Raw genomic sequence first — 17,070 nt, 5'->3', positions numbered from 1 at the left:
CAGTTACAACACCGATATGAACAATCTACCTCTTACGCGCGACCTCGTACTGATCGGCGGGGGTCATACCCATGCGTTGGTGCTGCGCAGCTGGGGGATGAACCCATTGCCAGGCGTGCGATTGACAGTGATCAACCCCGGACCAACAGCCCCCTATTCAGGGATGCTGCCAGGGTTTGTCGCGGGGCACTATACCCGCGCAGAGTTGGACATCGATCTGGTCAAACTTGCGCGCTTTGCAGGGGCCCGGATGATCAACGGCTATGCGACGGGTATTGATACAGATGGCCAAACCGTTACCGTCAACGGCCGTCCTTCGGTGGCTTATGACGTTGCCGCTGTCGACGTGGGCATCACGTCAGCAATGCCGGATCTGCCGGGGTTTTCTGCGCATGCCGTTCCTGCCAAGCCGTTGGGTATCTTCGCATCACGGTGGGATGCGTTTCGCGCGCAGGCTGATGCGCCCCAAATTGCAATTATCGGGGGCGGCGTTGCCGGGGCAGAGCTTGCGATGGCGATGGCACATGCATTGCGCGACAAAGAACCAACCGTCCGATTGATTGACCAGAGCCGTGTCCTGACCGCGTTGGGATACAAAGCCCGACAAAAGATGCTGGCGGCTTTGGCTGCCAGCAATATCGAAATCATTGAAGACGCCGAAGTGACCGAGATTTTTGCAGAGGGTGTCGTACTGCGGGACGGGCGCACCATTCGCAGCGATTTCACCACAGGGGCCGCAGGGGCCAAGCCGCATGACTGGATTGCCGGGATCGGTGTCGATCTGCACGAAGGGTTTATCACCGTCGATGCCAATCTTCAGTCCAGCGCGCCGGACATCTTTGCTGTCGGCGATTGCGCCCATCTCAGCCATGACCCCCGCCCCAAAGCTGGCGTGTATGCTGTGCGCGAAGCACCGGTTTTGTTTGATAACCTGCGTGCCGTTCTGTCGGGTGGGGCGATGCGGCCCTATAAACCACAGCGTGATTATCTCAAGCTGGTTTCACTGGGCGACAAATCCGCCCTCGCCGAGAAATTCGGCACCGCCCGTGAAGGGCCGCTGCTTTGGAAACTCAAAGACTATATCGACCGCAAATTCATGGACCAGTTTGACACGCTGCAACCTATGGCCGCCCCAAAGTTGCCACGCACGATAGCGCTGGGCGTGAAAGAGGCCTTGGGCAACAAACCCATGTGCGGCGGATGCGGGGCCAAGGTGGGTCGCACAGCGCTGCAAAACGTTCTGGCGGATCACTTTGGCGATGACGCGGCAGAGCTCCAGCCCGGCCAAGTGATGAGCACCGATCACCTGCGCGCGCTGACCAACGACCCGGTATTGATGACGCGCATCGCGGCTGTGCATGCGCTGGGCGATATTTGGGCGATGGGGGCAAAGCCACAGGCGGCAACGGCCAGTTTGATCCTGCCGCGTATGTCGTCCGCGTTGCAAGAACGGACGATGACCGAGATTATGGAGACAGCCGCAAAGGTCTTTGCTGATGCCGGAGCCAAGATCATCGGTGGGCATTCCTCGCTTGGGGATGAGCTGACCATCGGCTTTACGGTCACGGGGCTGATCAAGTCACCGATCATGCTAGCTGGGGCAAAGCCCGGTGATAGGCTGATCATCACCAAGCCAATTGGCAGCGGCACGATCATGGCCGCAGAGATGGTTGGCAAAGCACAAGGGGCAGACGTGATCAGCTGTCTTGATCTGATGGTGCAGGATCAGGCGAAAGCGTCTGCAATCCTCAGTAAAGCCCATGCGATGACCGACGTGACCGGCTTTGGCCTTGCCGGGCATTTGCGCGGAATATGTGATGCCTCTGGGGTGGGTGCAGCGTTAGATTTGGATGCGATCCCGACGATGGATGGCGCGTTGGCGTTGTCTGAAAGCGGCGTGCGGTCATCACTCTTTGCCGAAAACCGGGATGGGGCAGGCATCGTCGAAGGGCGGAGTTTCGATTTGCTCTTTGATCCGCAAACCGCAGGCGGACTGCTGGCGGCGGTGCCCGAGAAGTCTGCGGACGCGATGGTCAACAAACTCCGGGACGCAGGCTATGTCGCGGCGATCATTGGTGAGATCACAGAGGGCACAGCGATCAAAACACGCTAATTGCCTTGGCGATACCATCAGCGGCACGTTCTTGTCCTGCGTCATCGAGCGTGTCGACTGCGACTTCTGCCAGCACCTCCCGCTCGTCTATGCGCCGTGACTTGGCATAGGCCGGATCATAGTGGTCAACCATCAGCGCATGAGACAGATCAATCAGCGCACCTGCCTTTGATAGTGCAATCCACCGGTCCACGGTCGCATGGCCGCGCACGCGGCGGAGCGGTGCAAGTCTTTCTTCGACGATCTTTGGATCTTCGATGACATCGCGGTAGGCCTTGGCCAAATAGGTGGCGCGTGCGGCTTCTGGTGCCTGAACGACAACCCGAGGGGCCGCCAGCATTGCAGACCAGACTGCAGCTGGGATCACGATGCGCCCGATCTTGCTGCTTTCTGCTTCGACAACGACGGGTCGTGTCGGATCCAGCTTGCTCAATGCCACAGCAACACTTGTCTCAAATGTCTTCTGGGTCGGCTGTCCGCCAGCCATTCCACCCAAGAGCGATCCGCGATGGCGGGCCAGACCCTCCAGATCAATCACCTGAACCCCGCGCGCGGTCAGACGGGGCAGGATTTCGGTCTTTGCGGTGCCGGTATAACCGTCCAACAGAACAAACCGATGGGGCAGGGTGACATCATAGAGGCTGGTCTTCACCACGCGGCGAAAGGCGGTATATCCGCCTTTGATCGTGTCCGCGCGCCACCCAATCTCGGATAACAGGGTTGAGAAGACACCGGACCGCTGTCCACCGCGCCAACAATACACCAAGGGTCGCCAGGCACCGTCCTTATCTCTCAGGGGGCCGTCGATGTGATCGGCCACATTGCGAATGACCATGCCGGCACCGATCTTGCGGCCATCGAATGGGCTGATCTGCTTGTAAATCGTGCCCACTTGGGCGCGTTGTTCGTTTGACAGGGCGGGCAGATTGATCGCGCCGGGGACGTGATCCTCGGCAAATTCGGCAGGCGAGCGCACATCGATCACGGTGTCAAAACCATGGTTCAGGATTGCATCAAGGCTGGTCAATTCAATTGGCATTGCAATGGTCTACGGTACTTGGGCCACGGGCAAAAGGGCCGAATACCCATTGCGAGCCCGCGTCCCGCGCCATAGCCTGCACCCATGAGTTTTGAAGACCTGCATCTGATCACGCGCTGGGCACAAGTTGTGCAATTGCGTGACAACGATCTGCTGACCCCGGCAGAGATTATCCTGCTCGACAGTGCGCAGGCCGGGACAACGGCAAGGGTGGGCCTGGCGGTCCCGAACCTGAAGGCCCCCGGCGTTTTGATCCGTGCGGCCTTGCTGCGGTATCTGATCTTGGGTGGCTGCAAAGATTTCGTCACGCAACCCTCCGGCATCACGGTCAATGGTGCATGGATCGCGGGCAAACTGGATCTGAGCTTTACCACCGCCCGCGGTCCGATTGATTTCTTCAACTGCCACTTCGCCGAACGGGCGCAGATGGTGCAATTGCAGGCCGATGGGCTCGCCATCGTTGGCTGCACGATGACCGATGGGATCAATGCGGCACGCATTCAGATCAGCGGGAACCTGACGCTGAACGGTAGTCGGATCGACGGAAAGGTTTCGCTGTCCGGCAGTGACATCAAAGGGCATTTGTCATGTACGCAAGCCACTTTGCGGCATCCCGAGGGATCCGCATTCAAGGCCCAAGGCATGAAAGTCGCCAGCAGTGTGCTGTTGGAAGGGACGACAGCCACCGGTCAAGTCAGCCTGCTTGGCGCACAAATCGGCGGGCAGTTGGTGGTCATTGGCGTCGCTTTCCATAACCCCCAAGGGCACGCGTTGAACGCCCAAAGCATTCAGGTGCGCGGTGATGCATTCCTGCGCTATGCCACGACAGACGGCGAAGTCAGCTTTATGGGGGCAGAGATTAACGGTGTGCTTGATTGTACCCACGCCACGATGCGCCATGCCGAAGGGCACGCGCTGAACGCCCAACGCCTGATCGTGCGCGAAGGTTTCATCTGGCGGCGCATCAAGGGGGTTGTGGGTGCAGTTGATCTGACATCTGCGCATGTGGGCGATCTATGGGATGATCCGGAAAGCTGGGCACTTTGCGATAGGCTTTACCTCAGCGGGTTCATCTATGACGTGCTGCACGGCGGGATTGATGTTCCGGACCGGCTCGACTGGTTGCAAAAAGGGGCTGTGTCTCGCCGGGAGTTCTATCCGCAACCTTACGAGCAATTGGCGAAGCTGCTGCGCGAGACCGGCCATCGGTCAGACGCGCGCGCCATTATGGTGGCCAAGGAAAAAGAACAGCGCAAAGCGTCGCGCGCGCGCTGGCGGCGCGAGCGTGCATGGCGCAAGTCGCTTTTGGCGGCCAGCCTGTTGGCGGGTGACGCCCGGCAAAAAGCGATTTCAGAGTTGCAGGAACGCCGTCCCAACGATCCGCATGTTGCGCGGTTGGCTGTGTTGCATCCCAAAGGTGCCGACACGCTGAATGTAAGCCAAATGACACTGGACTATGCGCAAAAGCAGTTTCGTGATGAACAGCGCTGGGCGGCGATCCGTGTGAGTTGGCGCAATGCAGGTAGCGTGATCGCGGACCGGATTTTCGGTCTGGTTGTGGGCTATGGGCACAAGCCGGAACGCAGTTTCTACATGCTGCTGGCCTTGGTCTTTATCGGCTGGTTTCTTGCGGACAAGTCGTGGGAGGAGGGGGATTTTGCGCCGACCGCCGGTCCCGTCCTGATGTCTGAAAGCTGGCAAACATTGGCAACAGACCCCAACATCCAAAACCCCGCGAAAGTCTGGTCTGACAAATATATGCTCGCCCCGGATGGCACGACTATCCTGACCCCCGGACGCGACTATGAGACGTTCAATGCGGTGTCCTACGCGGTTGATCTGGTCGTCCCGATTGTGTCGCTGGGGCAAGAGGCGGCATGGGCACCCTCCACTACTCGCGGCCCTTGGGGCTGGTGGCTCTGGTGGGCGCGGTGGTGGTTGATCGCACTTGGTTGGATCGTGACGGCGATTGGGGCCGCGGCAGTAACCGGGGTTATTCGGCGGGATTAAGGTGTGAGCGGTACGCGGCCCTGATCGGTTAGAGTCCAGCAATCGCGGCCTTCAAAAACGGCGGGGATCAATGGATCGCCATAGCCGGCCCCGCCGTCCAAATCGACGCGATTACCAAAATGCTGCGGGTGATCAAGGGCGGTATGCCCATGCACGATCAGCTTGCCATAATCGACGCGGCTTTCCAAAAACCCATCCCTGATCCACAACAAATCCTCGGGGTCTTGCCATTCAAGCGGCAGCTGCATTTGCAAACCGGCATGGACAAAGATCAGATCGTCGGTTTGGTGGAGCAATGGCAGGTCTTCCAAAAATTCGACGTGTGACGCAGGAACGGCAATTTGCGCCATCTTCTGTAGTTCAACAGGGTCTATGGAACCGGTTGGTCCCTCAAAGTGGGTCAGTCGTTCCAACGTGCCTTTTGCATGTGGCGCAAAATGCATCACCCCTTCAAGACCGTATGACGCCAGCGTGGTTGACCCGCCCAACCGTGGGTTCAACCAACTGATCCCGGATTTGACACGCGGATCATGCTCTACCCCCTCACGCACGAACCGGGTGAAGAAACGGTCGTGATTACCTTTGAGAAAGGTCCAGTTACGCCCTGCATCCCGTCCCGCAATCAAGGTCTCGACCACGGCCCGGCTGTCCGGCCCGCGGTCTGTATAGTCCCCCAAAAACACGATCTGCGCATCGTCACCGCCATCCGCTGCGATGAGCGCCAGCGCATGATCCAGCATCTCTTTCTGGCCGTGAATGTCGCCGATGGCGTAAATCGGGGTCATGCGTATCAGACGTTGAAGGTCAGTGTTTTGACCTGTTGGAACAGTCCTGTCTCTTCCAACGCCTTCAGTGCAGGGGCAGGTACCGGCTCATCAACATAAAGCAAGGCAATCGCCTCGCCTTTGGCCTCGGAGCGGCCCAGCGTAAAGTTCGCGATGTTGACGTTGTTGGCACCCATCGTGGTACCCAAGGCACCGATGATGCCCGGCACGTCTTCGTTGGTGGTGTAAACCATATGTTCCCCAATCTCGGCATCAATGTTGATGCCTTTGATCTGGATAAACCGTGGCTTGCCATCGCTGAAGACCGTGCCGCCGACAGAACGCTCGCGCGTTTCAGTGACTACAGTGACCTTCACATAACCCTCAAACGCACCGGATTGATCTTGCTTGGTGGTCGAGACTTTGATCCCGCGTTCCTTAGCGATAACCGGCGCGCTGACCATGTTCGTGTCAGGGTTTGCTTTCGTCATGATCCCGGCAATTGTCGCTGCGGTCAGCGCCTTAAGGTTCATGTCGCTGGCTTCACCGTCAAACAGGATGTTGATGGCCTTGATCGGCTCATCGGTCATCTGTCCGATGAAATTACCCAAGTGGCCCGTCAGCTTGATCCAAGGGCCCATGACCTTGGCTTCCTCAGCCGTAACCGAAGGCATGTTCAGCGCGTTCTGCACAGCACCTGTCAGCAGGTAATCGGACATCTGCTCGGCGACTTGCAGGGCCACGTTTTCCTGTGCTTCGGTCGTAGCCGCACCAAGGTGGGGGGTGACAACGACGTTAGGCAGGTTGAAAAGCGGGCTTTCGGTGGCTGGCTCAACGGCAAAGACGTCGAAAGCAGCCCCTGCCACATGGCCCGACTTCAGCGCTTCGGCCAAGGCCGCCTCATCCACCAGACCACCACGCGCACAATTCACGATGCGGACGCCTTTTTTCAGCTTGGCGATATTTTCTTCGGACAGGATATTCTTGGTCTGATCAGTCAGCGGCACGTGCATCGTGATGAAATCAGCACGGCCCAGCAGTTCGTCCAGTTCAACTTTTTCAACACCGATATCTGTGGCGCGTTCTTCGGACAGGAACGGATCATAGGCAACGACTTTCATCTTCAGACCTTGCGCACGATCAATGACAATGGACCCGATGTTACCGGCACCGATGACGCCGAGCGTCTTACCCGTCAGTTCCACGCCCATAAAGCGGGACTTTTCCCATTTCCCGGCGTGGGTGGATGCGTTCGCTTCGGGAATTTGCCGTGCCACCGCCATCATCATGGAAATCGCGTGCTCGGCGGTGGTGATGGAGTTCCCGAAGGGCGTGTTCATCACGATGATCCCCTTCTTCGACGCAGCAGGGATGTCGACGTTGTCGACACCAATCCCGGCACGGCCAATGACCTTGAGGTTGTCAGCCGCCGCGATGATTTTCTCAGTCGCTTTGGTGGCAGACCGGATGGCAAGACCATCATATCGGCCGATCACTTCCAGCAGTTTGTCCTTGTCTTTGCCAAGGTCAGGCTGGAAATCCACATCAATGCCGCGATCCTTGAAGATCTGCACAGCTGCGGGGGAAAGTTTGTCAGAGATAAGTACTTTGGGGGCCATGATGCCGCTCCTTTAGAAAAATGAGTGATCCGCGCCCCGAACCTGATCCGGAGCCTCTGGGTGAGGTCCGGGATCAGATCCGGGACGGGTGGTTATTGGTTGGAAATTTCAGCCTCAAACGCCCATTCGAGCCACGGCAACATGGCTTCGATGTCGGACGTTTCGACCGTAGCACCACACCAGATGCGCAATCCTGCGGGGGCGTCGCGATAGGCGCCGATGTCCAAGGCTATATTCTCAGCCTCAAGCCGCTTGGCGACGGCCTTGGCAAATGCGGCACCGTCGATGATGCGATCATCGGTGAATTTCAGGCAGACAGAGGTGTTCGACCGTGTCGCCTTATCCACCGCGAGATTGTCGATCCAGGCGTGCTCAGAACAGAAATTCCAGATCGCGCGGGCATTCGCATTGGCCCGATGCACCAGCGCATCCAACCCGCCGATGGATCGGCCCCATTTCAGGGCAACAAGGTAGTCCTCAACCGCCAGCATAGACGGCGTGTTGATCGTCTCACCCCGGAAAATACCCTCGATCAGCTTGCCACCTTTGGTCAGGCGAAAGATTTTGGGCAGCGGCCACGCAGGGGTATAGCTTTCCAGCCGCTCCACGGCGCGCGGAGACAGGATCAACATCCCATGTGCCGCTTCACCGCCCATGACCTTCTGCCACGAGAAAGTTGTCACATCCAGCTTGTACCACGGCAGGTCCTGCGCGAAGGCGGCAGAGGTCGCGTCGCACAGCGTCAAACCGGCACGGTCTCCGGGGATCACATCGCCAGAGACAACGCGCACGCCAGATGTTGTGCCGTTCCACGTAAAGCAAACGTCGTTGTCATAGTTCAGTGCAGCCATATCGACGATCTCGCCATATTCTGCCGTATGCACTGTCGCGTCGATCTTCAGTTGCTTGACCACATCCGTGACCCAGCCCGCACCAAAGCTTTCCCAAGCGACCATCTCAGCCGGTCGTTCGCCCAGCAGCGACCACATCGCCATCTCAAACGCGCCGGTGTCCGATGCAGGCACAATGCCGATGCGGTAATCCGCAGGCACGCCCAAAACCTCGCGGGTCAGGTCAATCGCCTCGGCCAGTTTGGCCTTACCGACAGCGGCACGGTGCGACCGACCCAAGGGGGCGTCACGCAATGCATCAAGTTTCCAAACGGGGGTTTGGCGCAAGGGCCAGAAGAAAAACGCGGATTGACCGGCCGCGTCGCCGGTTTAGTCGTAACCATCAGTGGTATCCTCACAGATATGCGCCCTTCGTTGGGGAAGGGTGTCCCACCGCCGGACATACGGAACCCCAGTAAAAACAGCAATAGGCAAAGGTGTTTGCATTGTAGGTAAATGCAGCCTTTTGCAGAACGATGCAGGAACGCATGTTTCCTATTGGCACAAATCTGACACAAGCAGATCGTGCTTTGTTCTGCCATGGCTGATCCGGGAATCGTGGAGCTCACTTCGTTGGAAACGGCGATGTAGGGACATCAGACAAAGAAAAACCGTTGAGAGAGCTGGCACTCACCTCAACGGCCAATTCGAAAAGTCTTCTTCTACTGGAACATACTCATGCCGCCCATTTCTGGCAAGGCAGGTGACGTCATGAGCGCAACTTTATCGCATTGCGGTTTGCCGGTTGGAATCCAACGATCCCGGTTTATCGGCTTGATAAAGCCCGCATTGAAAGCTCGTGGGTTGAAGACTTCTGCAATCCGCTACCTCGCCGACGCTTTTGATAAATGGACGAGGGATCAGGATTATGAGCCAGGCCGTATTTGCGGCTTCTGGCATCAAGTGAGCGGGTTAGCAGAAGAGCTGACATGCACAGAACGAACCGTTCATTCGATCGAACGTGATCTGGAAGATGCGCAGTTGGTCTCAAGGCACCCAAAAGCAAATGGTAGGCGTGACGGGCTGCGCGATGGGAAGGGAGAGAAAACCCTTCGCAAAGTGTTTGGTATCAACTTGGCCCCGATCATCGAACAAGCCGCAGAGCTGTTGGCTGAGGCTGAAGCTATTCGCCTGCACAAAGATGCAATCGAATCATGCCGCAGTGAAATCCGTGAGATCAACCGGCAGATCCGGCATTTGAACTGCCCGGATGTCCTTGGTGAAGCACAGAGCATTTTACCGGAAGGCCGGACTGCCGTGGTCAAAGATCTGGCTTCGTTGGAGCGAATCCGAGATGCGCTAGCTGCTCTGGCAAAGGCATTCGAAACCGACCCTCGTTCGGAAAAATCTTCCGACGGCAGAGAAGATTTTGAAGTACCTATAGTACAAACCAAAAAAACCAAATTTCTGTATCGGCCTGATGAAGTGGCGGAATGCGTCACTGCACACCAAGCGATGTCGCTGGCGTCACCGCACTTCCGAGAATGCCTAGAAATGTATGGCGACTATTCTTGGCGGGGTGTGATCAATGCCGCCTATGAGATTGCCAGATCGATAGGCATCGATGATCGAACTTGGCGAATTGCCTGTGACAATCGCGTTCTGGGGCCGGAACGCACAGCGCTTTGTATCATCCTGATCCATAGAAACATGGGCTTGTCCCCGCTTTCAGATCAATTCCCGAGAAACCCTGCGGCCTGTCTTGGCGGGCTCATCAAGAAAGCAAAGGTCGGCAAGCTCAACCTTGTGGGATTCATCTACGCGGTGAGCAAATTGAGCAAGGGGATGAGGTGATGAGTTCCAATAGACCACGCAAGTCATTCGGCATCCGCTGCAATCTCTGCGGAACGGTCGCTGAGAGCTGGCATCCGAAGTTTCGCCAACATGTACCGCCCGGTGCCACCATCGGCATGGCATCCTGCGAGTGCGGCAGAACGGTTGTCGATGCCAGCGAGGTTCCCGGGAAGGGGCGTCTCATCGTGCGCAGCCCCAAGGCGGGTGAGCAATGATGTCAATTCAGTTGGACGCAATCAATATCCTATGGCCACCATTAGCAAAACCCATCCAGACATCGCCCGCCAGAAGGCAGGGGAGGGATGGGTTTTGCGCCACCCAAAGGGTGGCAGGCAAAGATCAGAATGATCAGCGCAGGCGAAGCCGGAGTGGGATCGAAGGGGCACCCTCGACCGCTCTTTTTGGGACGGCCAACGGCAGGATAAAAAAGGGTAAGCGGGTTACTCTTTTTCAAAAGAGTAACAGAACAGGAGGTTTCGGTTGTGGGTAAGTCGGGAGCAGCTCGGGTCAAAGCTCATGACGCAGCCTATGGCGCGGCTATGCAGCAACACGAAGAACGCAACGACAGAGCCGGTATGCGCCGTAGCATACGAGACGCTCGCCCATACGTCTACTCGCCATATACGGGGCCCAACGCGCCAGACCCATCTGTCGAAACGGTGAAGGAACGATCAACTGATAAGGACCGTCGGCTCAATGAAATCCTGGCTAGCATCGAGGAAAAGCCCAAAGACCGGAAGTTCACGATCATGGACGCCTGCGCTGCGCATGTGGCTGGTGCAAGGAAGAACGCTAGCGCCAAGAAGGAATTCCTGCATGGCTTCATGCAGTTCCCAACGGATTTCAAAGTAACGGATCACAATCAGCGTATGATGCTCGCCATTGCGGTTGATTTCGTCAACCAGACGTATGGTGGCAACGCCGTCTTTCATGCGCGGATTGATCGGGATGAGCAAGGACAGCATGGGGTCGATGTCTTTTTTGCACCGAGGTACGAGAAGCACACGGCTTCCAAGGGTGCCGAACAGTGGATTTCGCTGTCCAAGTTTTCGAAAGAAAATGCCCGCGCCCGCTATGGCGAGCGGCGGAAGGAAGTAAAGAACAAAAAGACGAAAAAATTTGAGCCCGTCTTCGACGGCGATGGAGAGCCGGTGATGGTTTGGAACGATGCGGCTGAGTTCCAGGGACGGGCCCTTCAAGACGCTTGGTTCGAGCACCTGAAGGCACATGCCGGTGACAAGTATGAAGTTGAGCGGGGCAAACAAAAGAATGGCCGAGATCCTGATCGGTTGTCGCCGGAAGATTATGCGGCGGAACAGGAGCAGAAAAAGCTCTTGGCCGAGGTGGAACGCCAGCTAGACACAGAAGAGCCTGAGGTCGATCCAGAGGATTGTCATCAGAGGGTAGCTGCGAAGATTATTGAGAAGGCAAACGAGCAAGCCTTGTCAGAGGCGCGTGCCGCCGCCGAGGACGCCGCAAAGAACGAAGCCGAGGCGTTCTTGGTGCGAGCCATGGAAAAAGCGAAGGCAGACGCTGCTGCGATGACAGAATCCTATTTGTCTTCGGAGGCTCAAGAATTCACTGCAATGAAGCTGGAGAATGAAAGGCTCAGCGCTGATGTTAAGCGCCAAGGCGGGATTGTTCGCCTGCTCCTCGAAGTGCTGAAGACGGTACTGCCTAGACAGTTGATGGCGACGGTTCGAAACGCCTTTGACAAAAAGTGGGCGGCGGCGTCCCCTGAAAGCGAACCCTTCGACTGGGGCGACAAACCGAAACCCAGAATGAAGACGAAATATGCGCAATCTCCGGAACCATGAATTTGCTGCTCTCGGTTTCTTAGCTGTCTAGCTGCTCAACAGAAAAGAGCTGCTGTTCGGCAAAACGCAACCAACCTATTGAAATTCAATGCACGTGTATTGATAGCCCCGACCTGACTGATCAAAATATTGGCTTTCAAAAGCGTGGTGGTAGTCGTTCCAGACCGGGCCAACGGCTTGCCTCTCGACATCGACTTCATTGCTTTGATGGCAGCTTAGAGCATGTGACCCGGTCGGCAGATCATCACCAAAACAATAGCTCGCCATGTAAGGTGCAGCATCGCTCTTTGCTGCCCATAATATCATTCCATCACGAGACACTACGAATGCAATCGGCTTGTGACTTAAGCGAACGTACCTTAATGCGCTTGCCTGCAATGAGCATTCAAACCGATTGCCGATTTCGCGTAGAGAGTCGGTTTCCCATTGCACGGCACCAAACTCGCTTCTGATGAGGTTTGCAGGCATCAACAACCAAGATGCGAAAACATTAGCTTCTGTTTCGATGTCGTCCTGAAAGTCGTTCAGCGTTTCCTCGCTATCCTCAAACTTGTCCCGCAATTCCCGATGGCACATGAAGTGGCCAAGTTCGTGGGCAAACGTAAATCGACGACGTCTTGTATTCTTCACCTCAGTATTCAGGAGTGCGGTCCACTTTCGAGTTCCCTTTGTTCGAACGAGTGAACCTTCAAAGCTGTCAAACCTATTGCGGTCGATCACAAGGGTATCAGAAAAATCGCTGGTCAGTATTGCGCCGTCGACCAGCTGATCCAGATCGAGGGGATATGTGTTTGGCCCATATTGTTGCCATAGCTTCGTAAGCCGTATGGCTTCTTTCTTCGGGTCAGCTCTCTTTGCCATCGAGTCCCGAAACAATTCTATCAATGTATCGCTTGTCTTCATCAGACAGCGTTCGAAATTTACGGAAAAACGCGTCCTCTACTTGGTTCTCGGAACGCTCACTAGCCGCGTCGTCGAGGAAGTAATCAGGTGACTCGCCAAGATAATTTGAGATTTTGAGAAGAAGTTCTGCAGACGGTTTAGCGTTTTTCTTGTTCTCCAACTGCCAGACATAAGCCTTGGAGCTGCCGATAGCTGTCGCCAGTTCCTCTAGCGTCTTCTTCCTATCGGTCCTGACTTTTCGAAGTTTCTCGCCAAATTTTTCAGACATGGGTGCTTTCGTCGCTCAAACGCTTGACTCGAGTATAGCGGTCGTAGTACTTCAGGCAAGTGTAGTACGAGCTATACATTTTTGAAGTGAAAATAGGAGGCCATTATGGCTGAAACTTGCATCTCCGGTGGCGACACCTGGGAAATCTACAAGAGTACTGCTTCTGACTGGCGCTGGCGGCGCACGGCATCGAATGGCCGGATTGTTGGCGCTTCTACGGAAGGCTACGTTAATAAGTCCGACTGTATTTCGAATGCACGGCGCAACGGGATGACATGCACCCCGTCGTAATCAGGATGTGGAGCGATCATCCTCCCGATCGCTCCACACTGACATCAGTAGTCTATTCAAAGATGAAGTCACGCCATGGCCTCAGCCTCGGCCCAAATTCGATTAACCGACAGATCTCGCGCACGTTCCTCGATCTCATTCATCGTCACCGGAGCATAGTCCCAAACATCGACTCCAACATTCACCGAATTGCGGCTGCCCATCCAGTTGCCGTGGACATGGCCAAAAAGTTGAAGCGCCCCCCGCCGAGAATGGTTCCAAGTGACCATTGGGTAATGGCAAAGAGTGTTGTTCTGCTTTAGCGAGCCGTCTCTGACCTCAGCCAGATGATGTACTGATGTCCAAGGCAAGTCTAAGACTGGTTGTGCATCATGATTGCCAACAACTAGGTGCCGCTTGTTGCAGGGAATTTTGCCAAAGAGGTACGACAGGTAAAAGCGGTCTTTTGCCCTCGGGCCAAAGGCAAAATCTCCTAAAATCCAAATCTCGTCGCCCTTCTTCACACGCTTGCGCATGTTCGCCAGCAGAGCGGTGTCCATTTCCTCAACCGCTTTAAACGGTCGATCGCAGAACTCGATCACGTTCTCATGGCCGAAATGCAGGTCTGAAGTGTACCAGATTGTCATTGTGAAGTCTCGGAGTTCAGAGGAAGCAAAGGGGGGCTTCAGGTTTAGGTGATGCCAAAACGAGCGCGTTCAGAATGGGGCAGTCGCTTACCATTCGTTGGATCCATCACGATGCCAGTGTTTATGTAGAACTGTCGGGCCCGTTCGTTGATATCCTCGATGCTGCCGTGGGGGTGCTGTGGCCGTTCACTAAGTTTCAGATCGACCGGCTCGCCTCGTACCCTGACTTCGAACATCTGGCCGTTGCGGCGAATGGCCCAGCCGTAGAACGACAAGAGCGCGTTGAGTTTTGACAGGGCGATGTGGCGCTTCAGCTTCGCCAATGCACCCCCACCGGCCATCTGTTTAATGACACCGAGACGCGCTCGCGCGATTTCCTTCAGTTCGAAGAACTGTTCAGTGTCTTGTTCGATTTTGCCGTCCTGAAAATAGTCAAACACACGAAAATCTCCCGAAGAAGCCAGCTATCACAAAAATGATACGATAAGTCCGTAGACGATAAAACATCTTTCTTGCCCGTAGGAAGGATGGACAATCGTTTCACAGTGCGGGATTTTGGCGAGAACCTTCGGGCAGCTCGCAAGGAGCGAGGCTACTCACAGGAAAGCTTCGCCCATGCCGTTGATCTGGATCGAACCTACATAGGCGGGATCGAACGTGGTGAGCGAAATCCAGGGCTGAAGACGGTTGTCCGGATCGCTGATGCTTTGGAGCTGGAAGTCTACGAGCTATTTGTTCAGCAGAACGTCAAGGGTTAGTGCAGTTTTCGTCTGCGCTGGAGATACTCGACCTTTGGGGGATGAGAGATGGGAGTGGCAAGTTTTGACCCGTCAAATTCCTTCAACGCATCCTTAAGCTTATTGTCCTCGCCAACTTTCCCCCAATTGACAGTAACCGTTAAGTCGTCATCAACAACCAAGCATCCTACTTCGAAAGCTCGATCTACAAGAACGGAAAGACAAATCCCATTGGAAGGATCCAAGCGGATGGTTTCGTCTGCGCTCCAAGGTACGATATGCGATGCAATAAGGAATTCACGACTGGTTATACCAGTCAGCGCACAGCGATGGCCGTAGTTCCTTTTCACCGCATCTGCGAACACCCGTTGAGCACTACCGCGTGTCTTTACGGTCGCACTGGAATCGGCGACCTCGTAACTTCCAATCTTCAAGCTCTCTTCAAACAAAGAAACTTCGTCCTTGGAAAGCGGTGCGACTTCTGCTGAAGCGTCGCTGTCTGCCACAGAGGAAAGCGGCAGCACAGATGACACAAGATGCGCAGGCAGAACTACCTCTTGGCCTGTTCCTCCATCAGGCTCATCATTCCAAGGATTGGTCTTTTTACTTGGATCAAAATGCAGAACTGACCCTTCACCATCTGCGGAGAACAATCGCCAGGCTAGGGCCGAGTTTTGAGATGTGCTGGCTGCCAGATCTTGAATCGGTTGTGGTGCCAAGTCCAAGGAAGCCCATTCAAAACCCTCGCTCGGCGTGTCGATGTGAACTCGCAAGTGAAGCTTTTGCGTTTCGTTTCTTAACTTGACCGCCAGCAAAAATGGTTGCCCAAAACCTGAGGACACCATCTTGGCAAATTCATTGTCAGCGGCAGTGGCAGTGGTGTGCTCTGGGTTGCCTAGGATCGTTTCAACAGTCAGTTCCGTTGGATGTAGCGACATTTTCCATGGAGGTGGCGCACTATTGGTTTCCCAAGCTAGATGAGGCCGATCTGCTGATCGCCTAAACAGCTTCCCGGTCGCCGATCCTGAAGGCCAATGAAATTCGATTGCGATGGATTCTTTACCGTCCGCAATTTCTGGGAACGCCGCCTCCAAGCTGCTTATGAAGTCGGCTTTCCTAGACAGCTGTATGTAGTCCTTGGTGTAGGTCTGTCCTGGCAAACGCCCATAGGCTGCTCGATGGGCCGATTTCCCGTAGTGAACAACTAAGACCCATTCAACCTGCTGCATGGTCATCTTGCTCGCCCAATTACAATAGCTTCTGGCGACTTGTGTGACTCTACTTCTCGACGACTTTGCGCTGCGAGGGCTCGATGGGCAGTGAAGCTAACGATTTCATTCCCGGCAAACAAATCACGTACGCCTTCGGTGTCACGATTTGACATGATCCAATGCACACCGCGTTCGCTCAATTTGGAACAAACTTCAGCCAGTTCTATTAAGTCGGGTAGCTCAAAAGTTTTGGCTGTATATTTGTTAAATTTGGCCGTGGGTTCCTTTTCGATGCTGGGCTTTGAAAAAATGGGTAGGTACGGTGGATCAAGGTAAACGAAGTCACCTTCTTGGGCGCCCGAGACTAGTTCTCGAAAGTCGCAGTTCGAAATTCTTGTGCCGCGAAGCACAACCGCGATTTCTTTCAAGTCAGCCTCGGTGAAGCCCTTGAACTTTCGGTCTCCCCAAGGGGTATTCATGGCACCGGTCTTAGAGTTTTCTCTCCACAGATGGTTCCAAGATACGCCGTTCAAGTATAGGAAGCGGGCGGCTTTTTCCAAAGGACTTTCGGGGACTGACGCGCGAACTTCATAGTAGAATTCTTTACTGTCGTTTTTAAGATACCAATCAAGCAAGGGCTTTAGTTCTGCGGGCTCATCCCTCAATGCGATCCAAGCGGAGATTAGATGATCATTCAGGTCTGCGAGATTGGCGCGGCCACTGATCTTCGGCCTACAAGCAAGAAAGACGGCTCCACCACCAAGGAACGGTTCGTAGTAGTCTCGAATTGTGCCTGGTACATGGGGAAGGATGCGCGGTAGCAACCTTGTTTTGCCGCCTACCCATCGTATGAAGGGTTTCCGTGGTGCCTCGGCATTTGGCTGCACGGTAGGCCCGTTTTCTACAAAATTACTAGAGTTTCTGCTCATTTGATTCTAGACACTGTGTAAGGTTCCCAAGAGCGCGATCAACGCGCTACGTGCACTTT

The 17,070-nt window shown here is 55.2% G+C and carries 16 protein-coding genes and 1 pseudogene; 6 read left to right on the top strand and 11 right to left on the bottom strand.

Annotated elements, in window-relative coordinates:
- Positions 1-16: 16 nt before the first annotated feature.
- On the top strand, positions 17-2,113 hold the full coding sequence (selD, locus tag ACZ1G5_RS06140) for a selenide, water dikinase SelD (protein WP_472732007.1): 2,097 nt from the start codon (positions 17-19) through the stop codon (positions 2,111-2,113).
- On the opposite strand, the gene mnmH is transcribed toward selD, so the two are convergent.
- Positions 2,100-3,152 carry a tRNA 2-selenouridine(34) synthase MnmH gene (mnmH, locus tag ACZ1G5_RS06135; protein ID WP_472732006.1) on the bottom strand — a complete coding sequence of 351 codons (1,053 nt, stop codon included), beginning with the start codon at positions 3,150-3,152 and terminating at the stop codon, positions 2,100-2,102. The genes selD and mnmH overlap by 14 nt on opposite strands.
- 84 nt (positions 3,153-3,236) lie before the next feature.
- On the opposite strand from mnmH, the gene ACZ1G5_RS06130 reads away from it, so the two are divergent.
- A complete protein-coding gene (locus ACZ1G5_RS06130) occupies positions 3,237-5,162 on the top strand; it encodes a hypothetical protein (RefSeq protein ID WP_472732005.1) in 1,926 nt (641 codons plus the stop codon).
- On the opposite strand, the gene ACZ1G5_RS06125 is transcribed toward ACZ1G5_RS06130, so the two are convergent.
- The 3 genes and pseudogenes from ACZ1G5_RS06125 to ACZ1G5_RS06115 all read right to left on the bottom strand — a co-directional run bounded on the left by ACZ1G5_RS06125 (position 5,159) and on the right by ACZ1G5_RS06115 (position 8,779).
- Positions 5,159-5,947, bottom strand: a complete 789-nt coding sequence (locus ACZ1G5_RS06125; RefSeq protein ID WP_472732004.1) for a metallophosphoesterase — start codon at positions 5,945-5,947, stop codon at positions 5,159-5,161. The genes ACZ1G5_RS06130 and ACZ1G5_RS06125 overlap by 4 nt on opposite strands.
- 5 nt (positions 5,948-5,952) lie before the next feature.
- A complete protein-coding gene (gene serA / locus ACZ1G5_RS06120) occupies positions 5,953-7,545 on the bottom strand; it encodes a phosphoglycerate dehydrogenase (protein ID WP_472732003.1) in 1,593 nt (530 codons plus the stop codon).
- A gap of 92 nt (positions 7,546-7,637) precedes the next feature.
- Positions 7,638-8,779 (bottom strand): annotated as a pseudogene (locus tag ACZ1G5_RS06115) (phosphoserine transaminase).
- 367 nt (positions 8,780-9,146) lie between these two features.
- Here ACZ1G5_RS06115 and ACZ1G5_RS06110 point away from each other — a divergent pair.
- Positions 9,147-10,229: a helix-turn-helix domain-containing protein gene (locus tag ACZ1G5_RS06110; RefSeq protein ID WP_472732002.1), complete on the top strand. Its 1,083-nt coding sequence runs from the start codon at positions 9,147-9,149 to the stop codon at positions 10,227-10,229.
- Between the two features lie 23 nt (positions 10,230-10,252).
- Here the strand turns inward: ACZ1G5_RS06110 and ACZ1G5_RS06105 are convergent, their stop codons facing one another.
- Positions 10,253-10,465, bottom strand: a complete 213-nt coding sequence (locus tag ACZ1G5_RS06105) for a hypothetical protein (protein ID WP_472732001.1) — start codon at positions 10,463-10,465, stop codon at positions 10,253-10,255.
- A gap of 423 nt (positions 10,466-10,888) precedes the next feature.
- Here ACZ1G5_RS06105 and ACZ1G5_RS06100 point away from each other — a divergent pair, with 423 nt between their 5' ends.
- Positions 10,889-12,046, top strand: a complete 1,158-nt coding sequence (locus tag ACZ1G5_RS06100) for a hypothetical protein (RefSeq protein ID WP_472732000.1) — start codon at positions 10,889-10,891, stop codon at positions 12,044-12,046.
- 75 nt (positions 12,047-12,121) lie between these two features.
- Here ACZ1G5_RS06100 and ACZ1G5_RS06095 read toward each other — a convergent pair whose 3' ends face one another.
- Entirely contained in the window at positions 12,122-12,949 is an 828-nt protein-coding gene (locus tag ACZ1G5_RS06095) for an ImmA/IrrE family metallo-endopeptidase (RefSeq protein ID WP_472731999.1), read from the bottom strand.
- Positions 12,891-13,217, bottom strand: coding sequence for a helix-turn-helix domain-containing protein (locus ACZ1G5_RS06090; protein ID WP_472731998.1), 327 nt, complete (start codon positions 13,215-13,217; stop codon positions 12,891-12,893). The genes ACZ1G5_RS06095 and ACZ1G5_RS06090 overlap by 59 nt, the downstream gene beginning before the upstream one ends.
- 105 nt (positions 13,218-13,322) lie before the next feature.
- On the opposite strand from ACZ1G5_RS06090, the gene ACZ1G5_RS06085 reads away from it, so the two are divergent.
- On the top strand, positions 13,323-13,508 hold the full coding sequence (locus ACZ1G5_RS06085; RefSeq protein ID WP_472731997.1) for a YegP family protein: 186 nt from the start codon (positions 13,323-13,325) through the stop codon (positions 13,506-13,508).
- Between the two features lie 68 nt (positions 13,509-13,576).
- On the opposite strand, the gene ACZ1G5_RS06080 is transcribed toward ACZ1G5_RS06085, so the two are convergent.
- Both ACZ1G5_RS06080 and ACZ1G5_RS06075 read right to left on the bottom strand, forming a co-directional pair.
- Positions 13,577-14,134, bottom strand: a complete 558-nt coding sequence (locus tag ACZ1G5_RS06080; RefSeq protein ID WP_472731996.1) for a metallophosphoesterase — start codon at positions 14,132-14,134, stop codon at positions 13,577-13,579.
- Between the two features lie 44 nt (positions 14,135-14,178).
- Positions 14,179-14,574, bottom strand: coding sequence for a hypothetical protein (locus tag ACZ1G5_RS06075; protein WP_472731995.1), 396 nt, complete (start codon positions 14,572-14,574; stop codon positions 14,179-14,181).
- An 87-nt stretch (positions 14,575-14,661) separates the two neighbouring features.
- On the opposite strand from ACZ1G5_RS06075, the gene ACZ1G5_RS06070 reads away from it, so the two are divergent.
- Complete coding sequence (locus tag ACZ1G5_RS06070; RefSeq protein WP_472731994.1) at positions 14,662-14,892, top strand: helix-turn-helix domain-containing protein; 231 nt, start codon at positions 14,662-14,664, stop codon at positions 14,890-14,892.
- Here the strand turns inward: ACZ1G5_RS06070 and ACZ1G5_RS06065 are convergent.
- Together ACZ1G5_RS06065 and ACZ1G5_RS06060 are read right to left on the bottom strand one after the other, a co-directional pair.
- On the bottom strand, positions 14,889-16,106 hold the full coding sequence (locus ACZ1G5_RS06065; protein WP_472731993.1) for an HNH endonuclease: 1,218 nt from the start codon (positions 16,104-16,106) through the stop codon (positions 14,889-14,891). The two genes, ACZ1G5_RS06070 and ACZ1G5_RS06065, sit on opposite strands and share 4 nt — an antisense overlap.
- On the bottom strand, positions 16,103-17,011 hold the full coding sequence (locus ACZ1G5_RS06060; RefSeq protein ID WP_472731992.1) for a DNA adenine methylase: 909 nt from the start codon (positions 17,009-17,011) through the stop codon (positions 16,103-16,105). The genes ACZ1G5_RS06065 and ACZ1G5_RS06060 overlap by 4 nt, the downstream gene beginning before the upstream one ends.
- Between the last annotated feature and the right edge of the window lie 59 nt (positions 17,012-17,070).

The organism is Yoonia sp. JB2-21, assembly GCF_055693545.1.
Note: the sequence above shows the minus strand (reverse complement) of the source record. Positions and strands in the feature narration are given on the sequence as shown.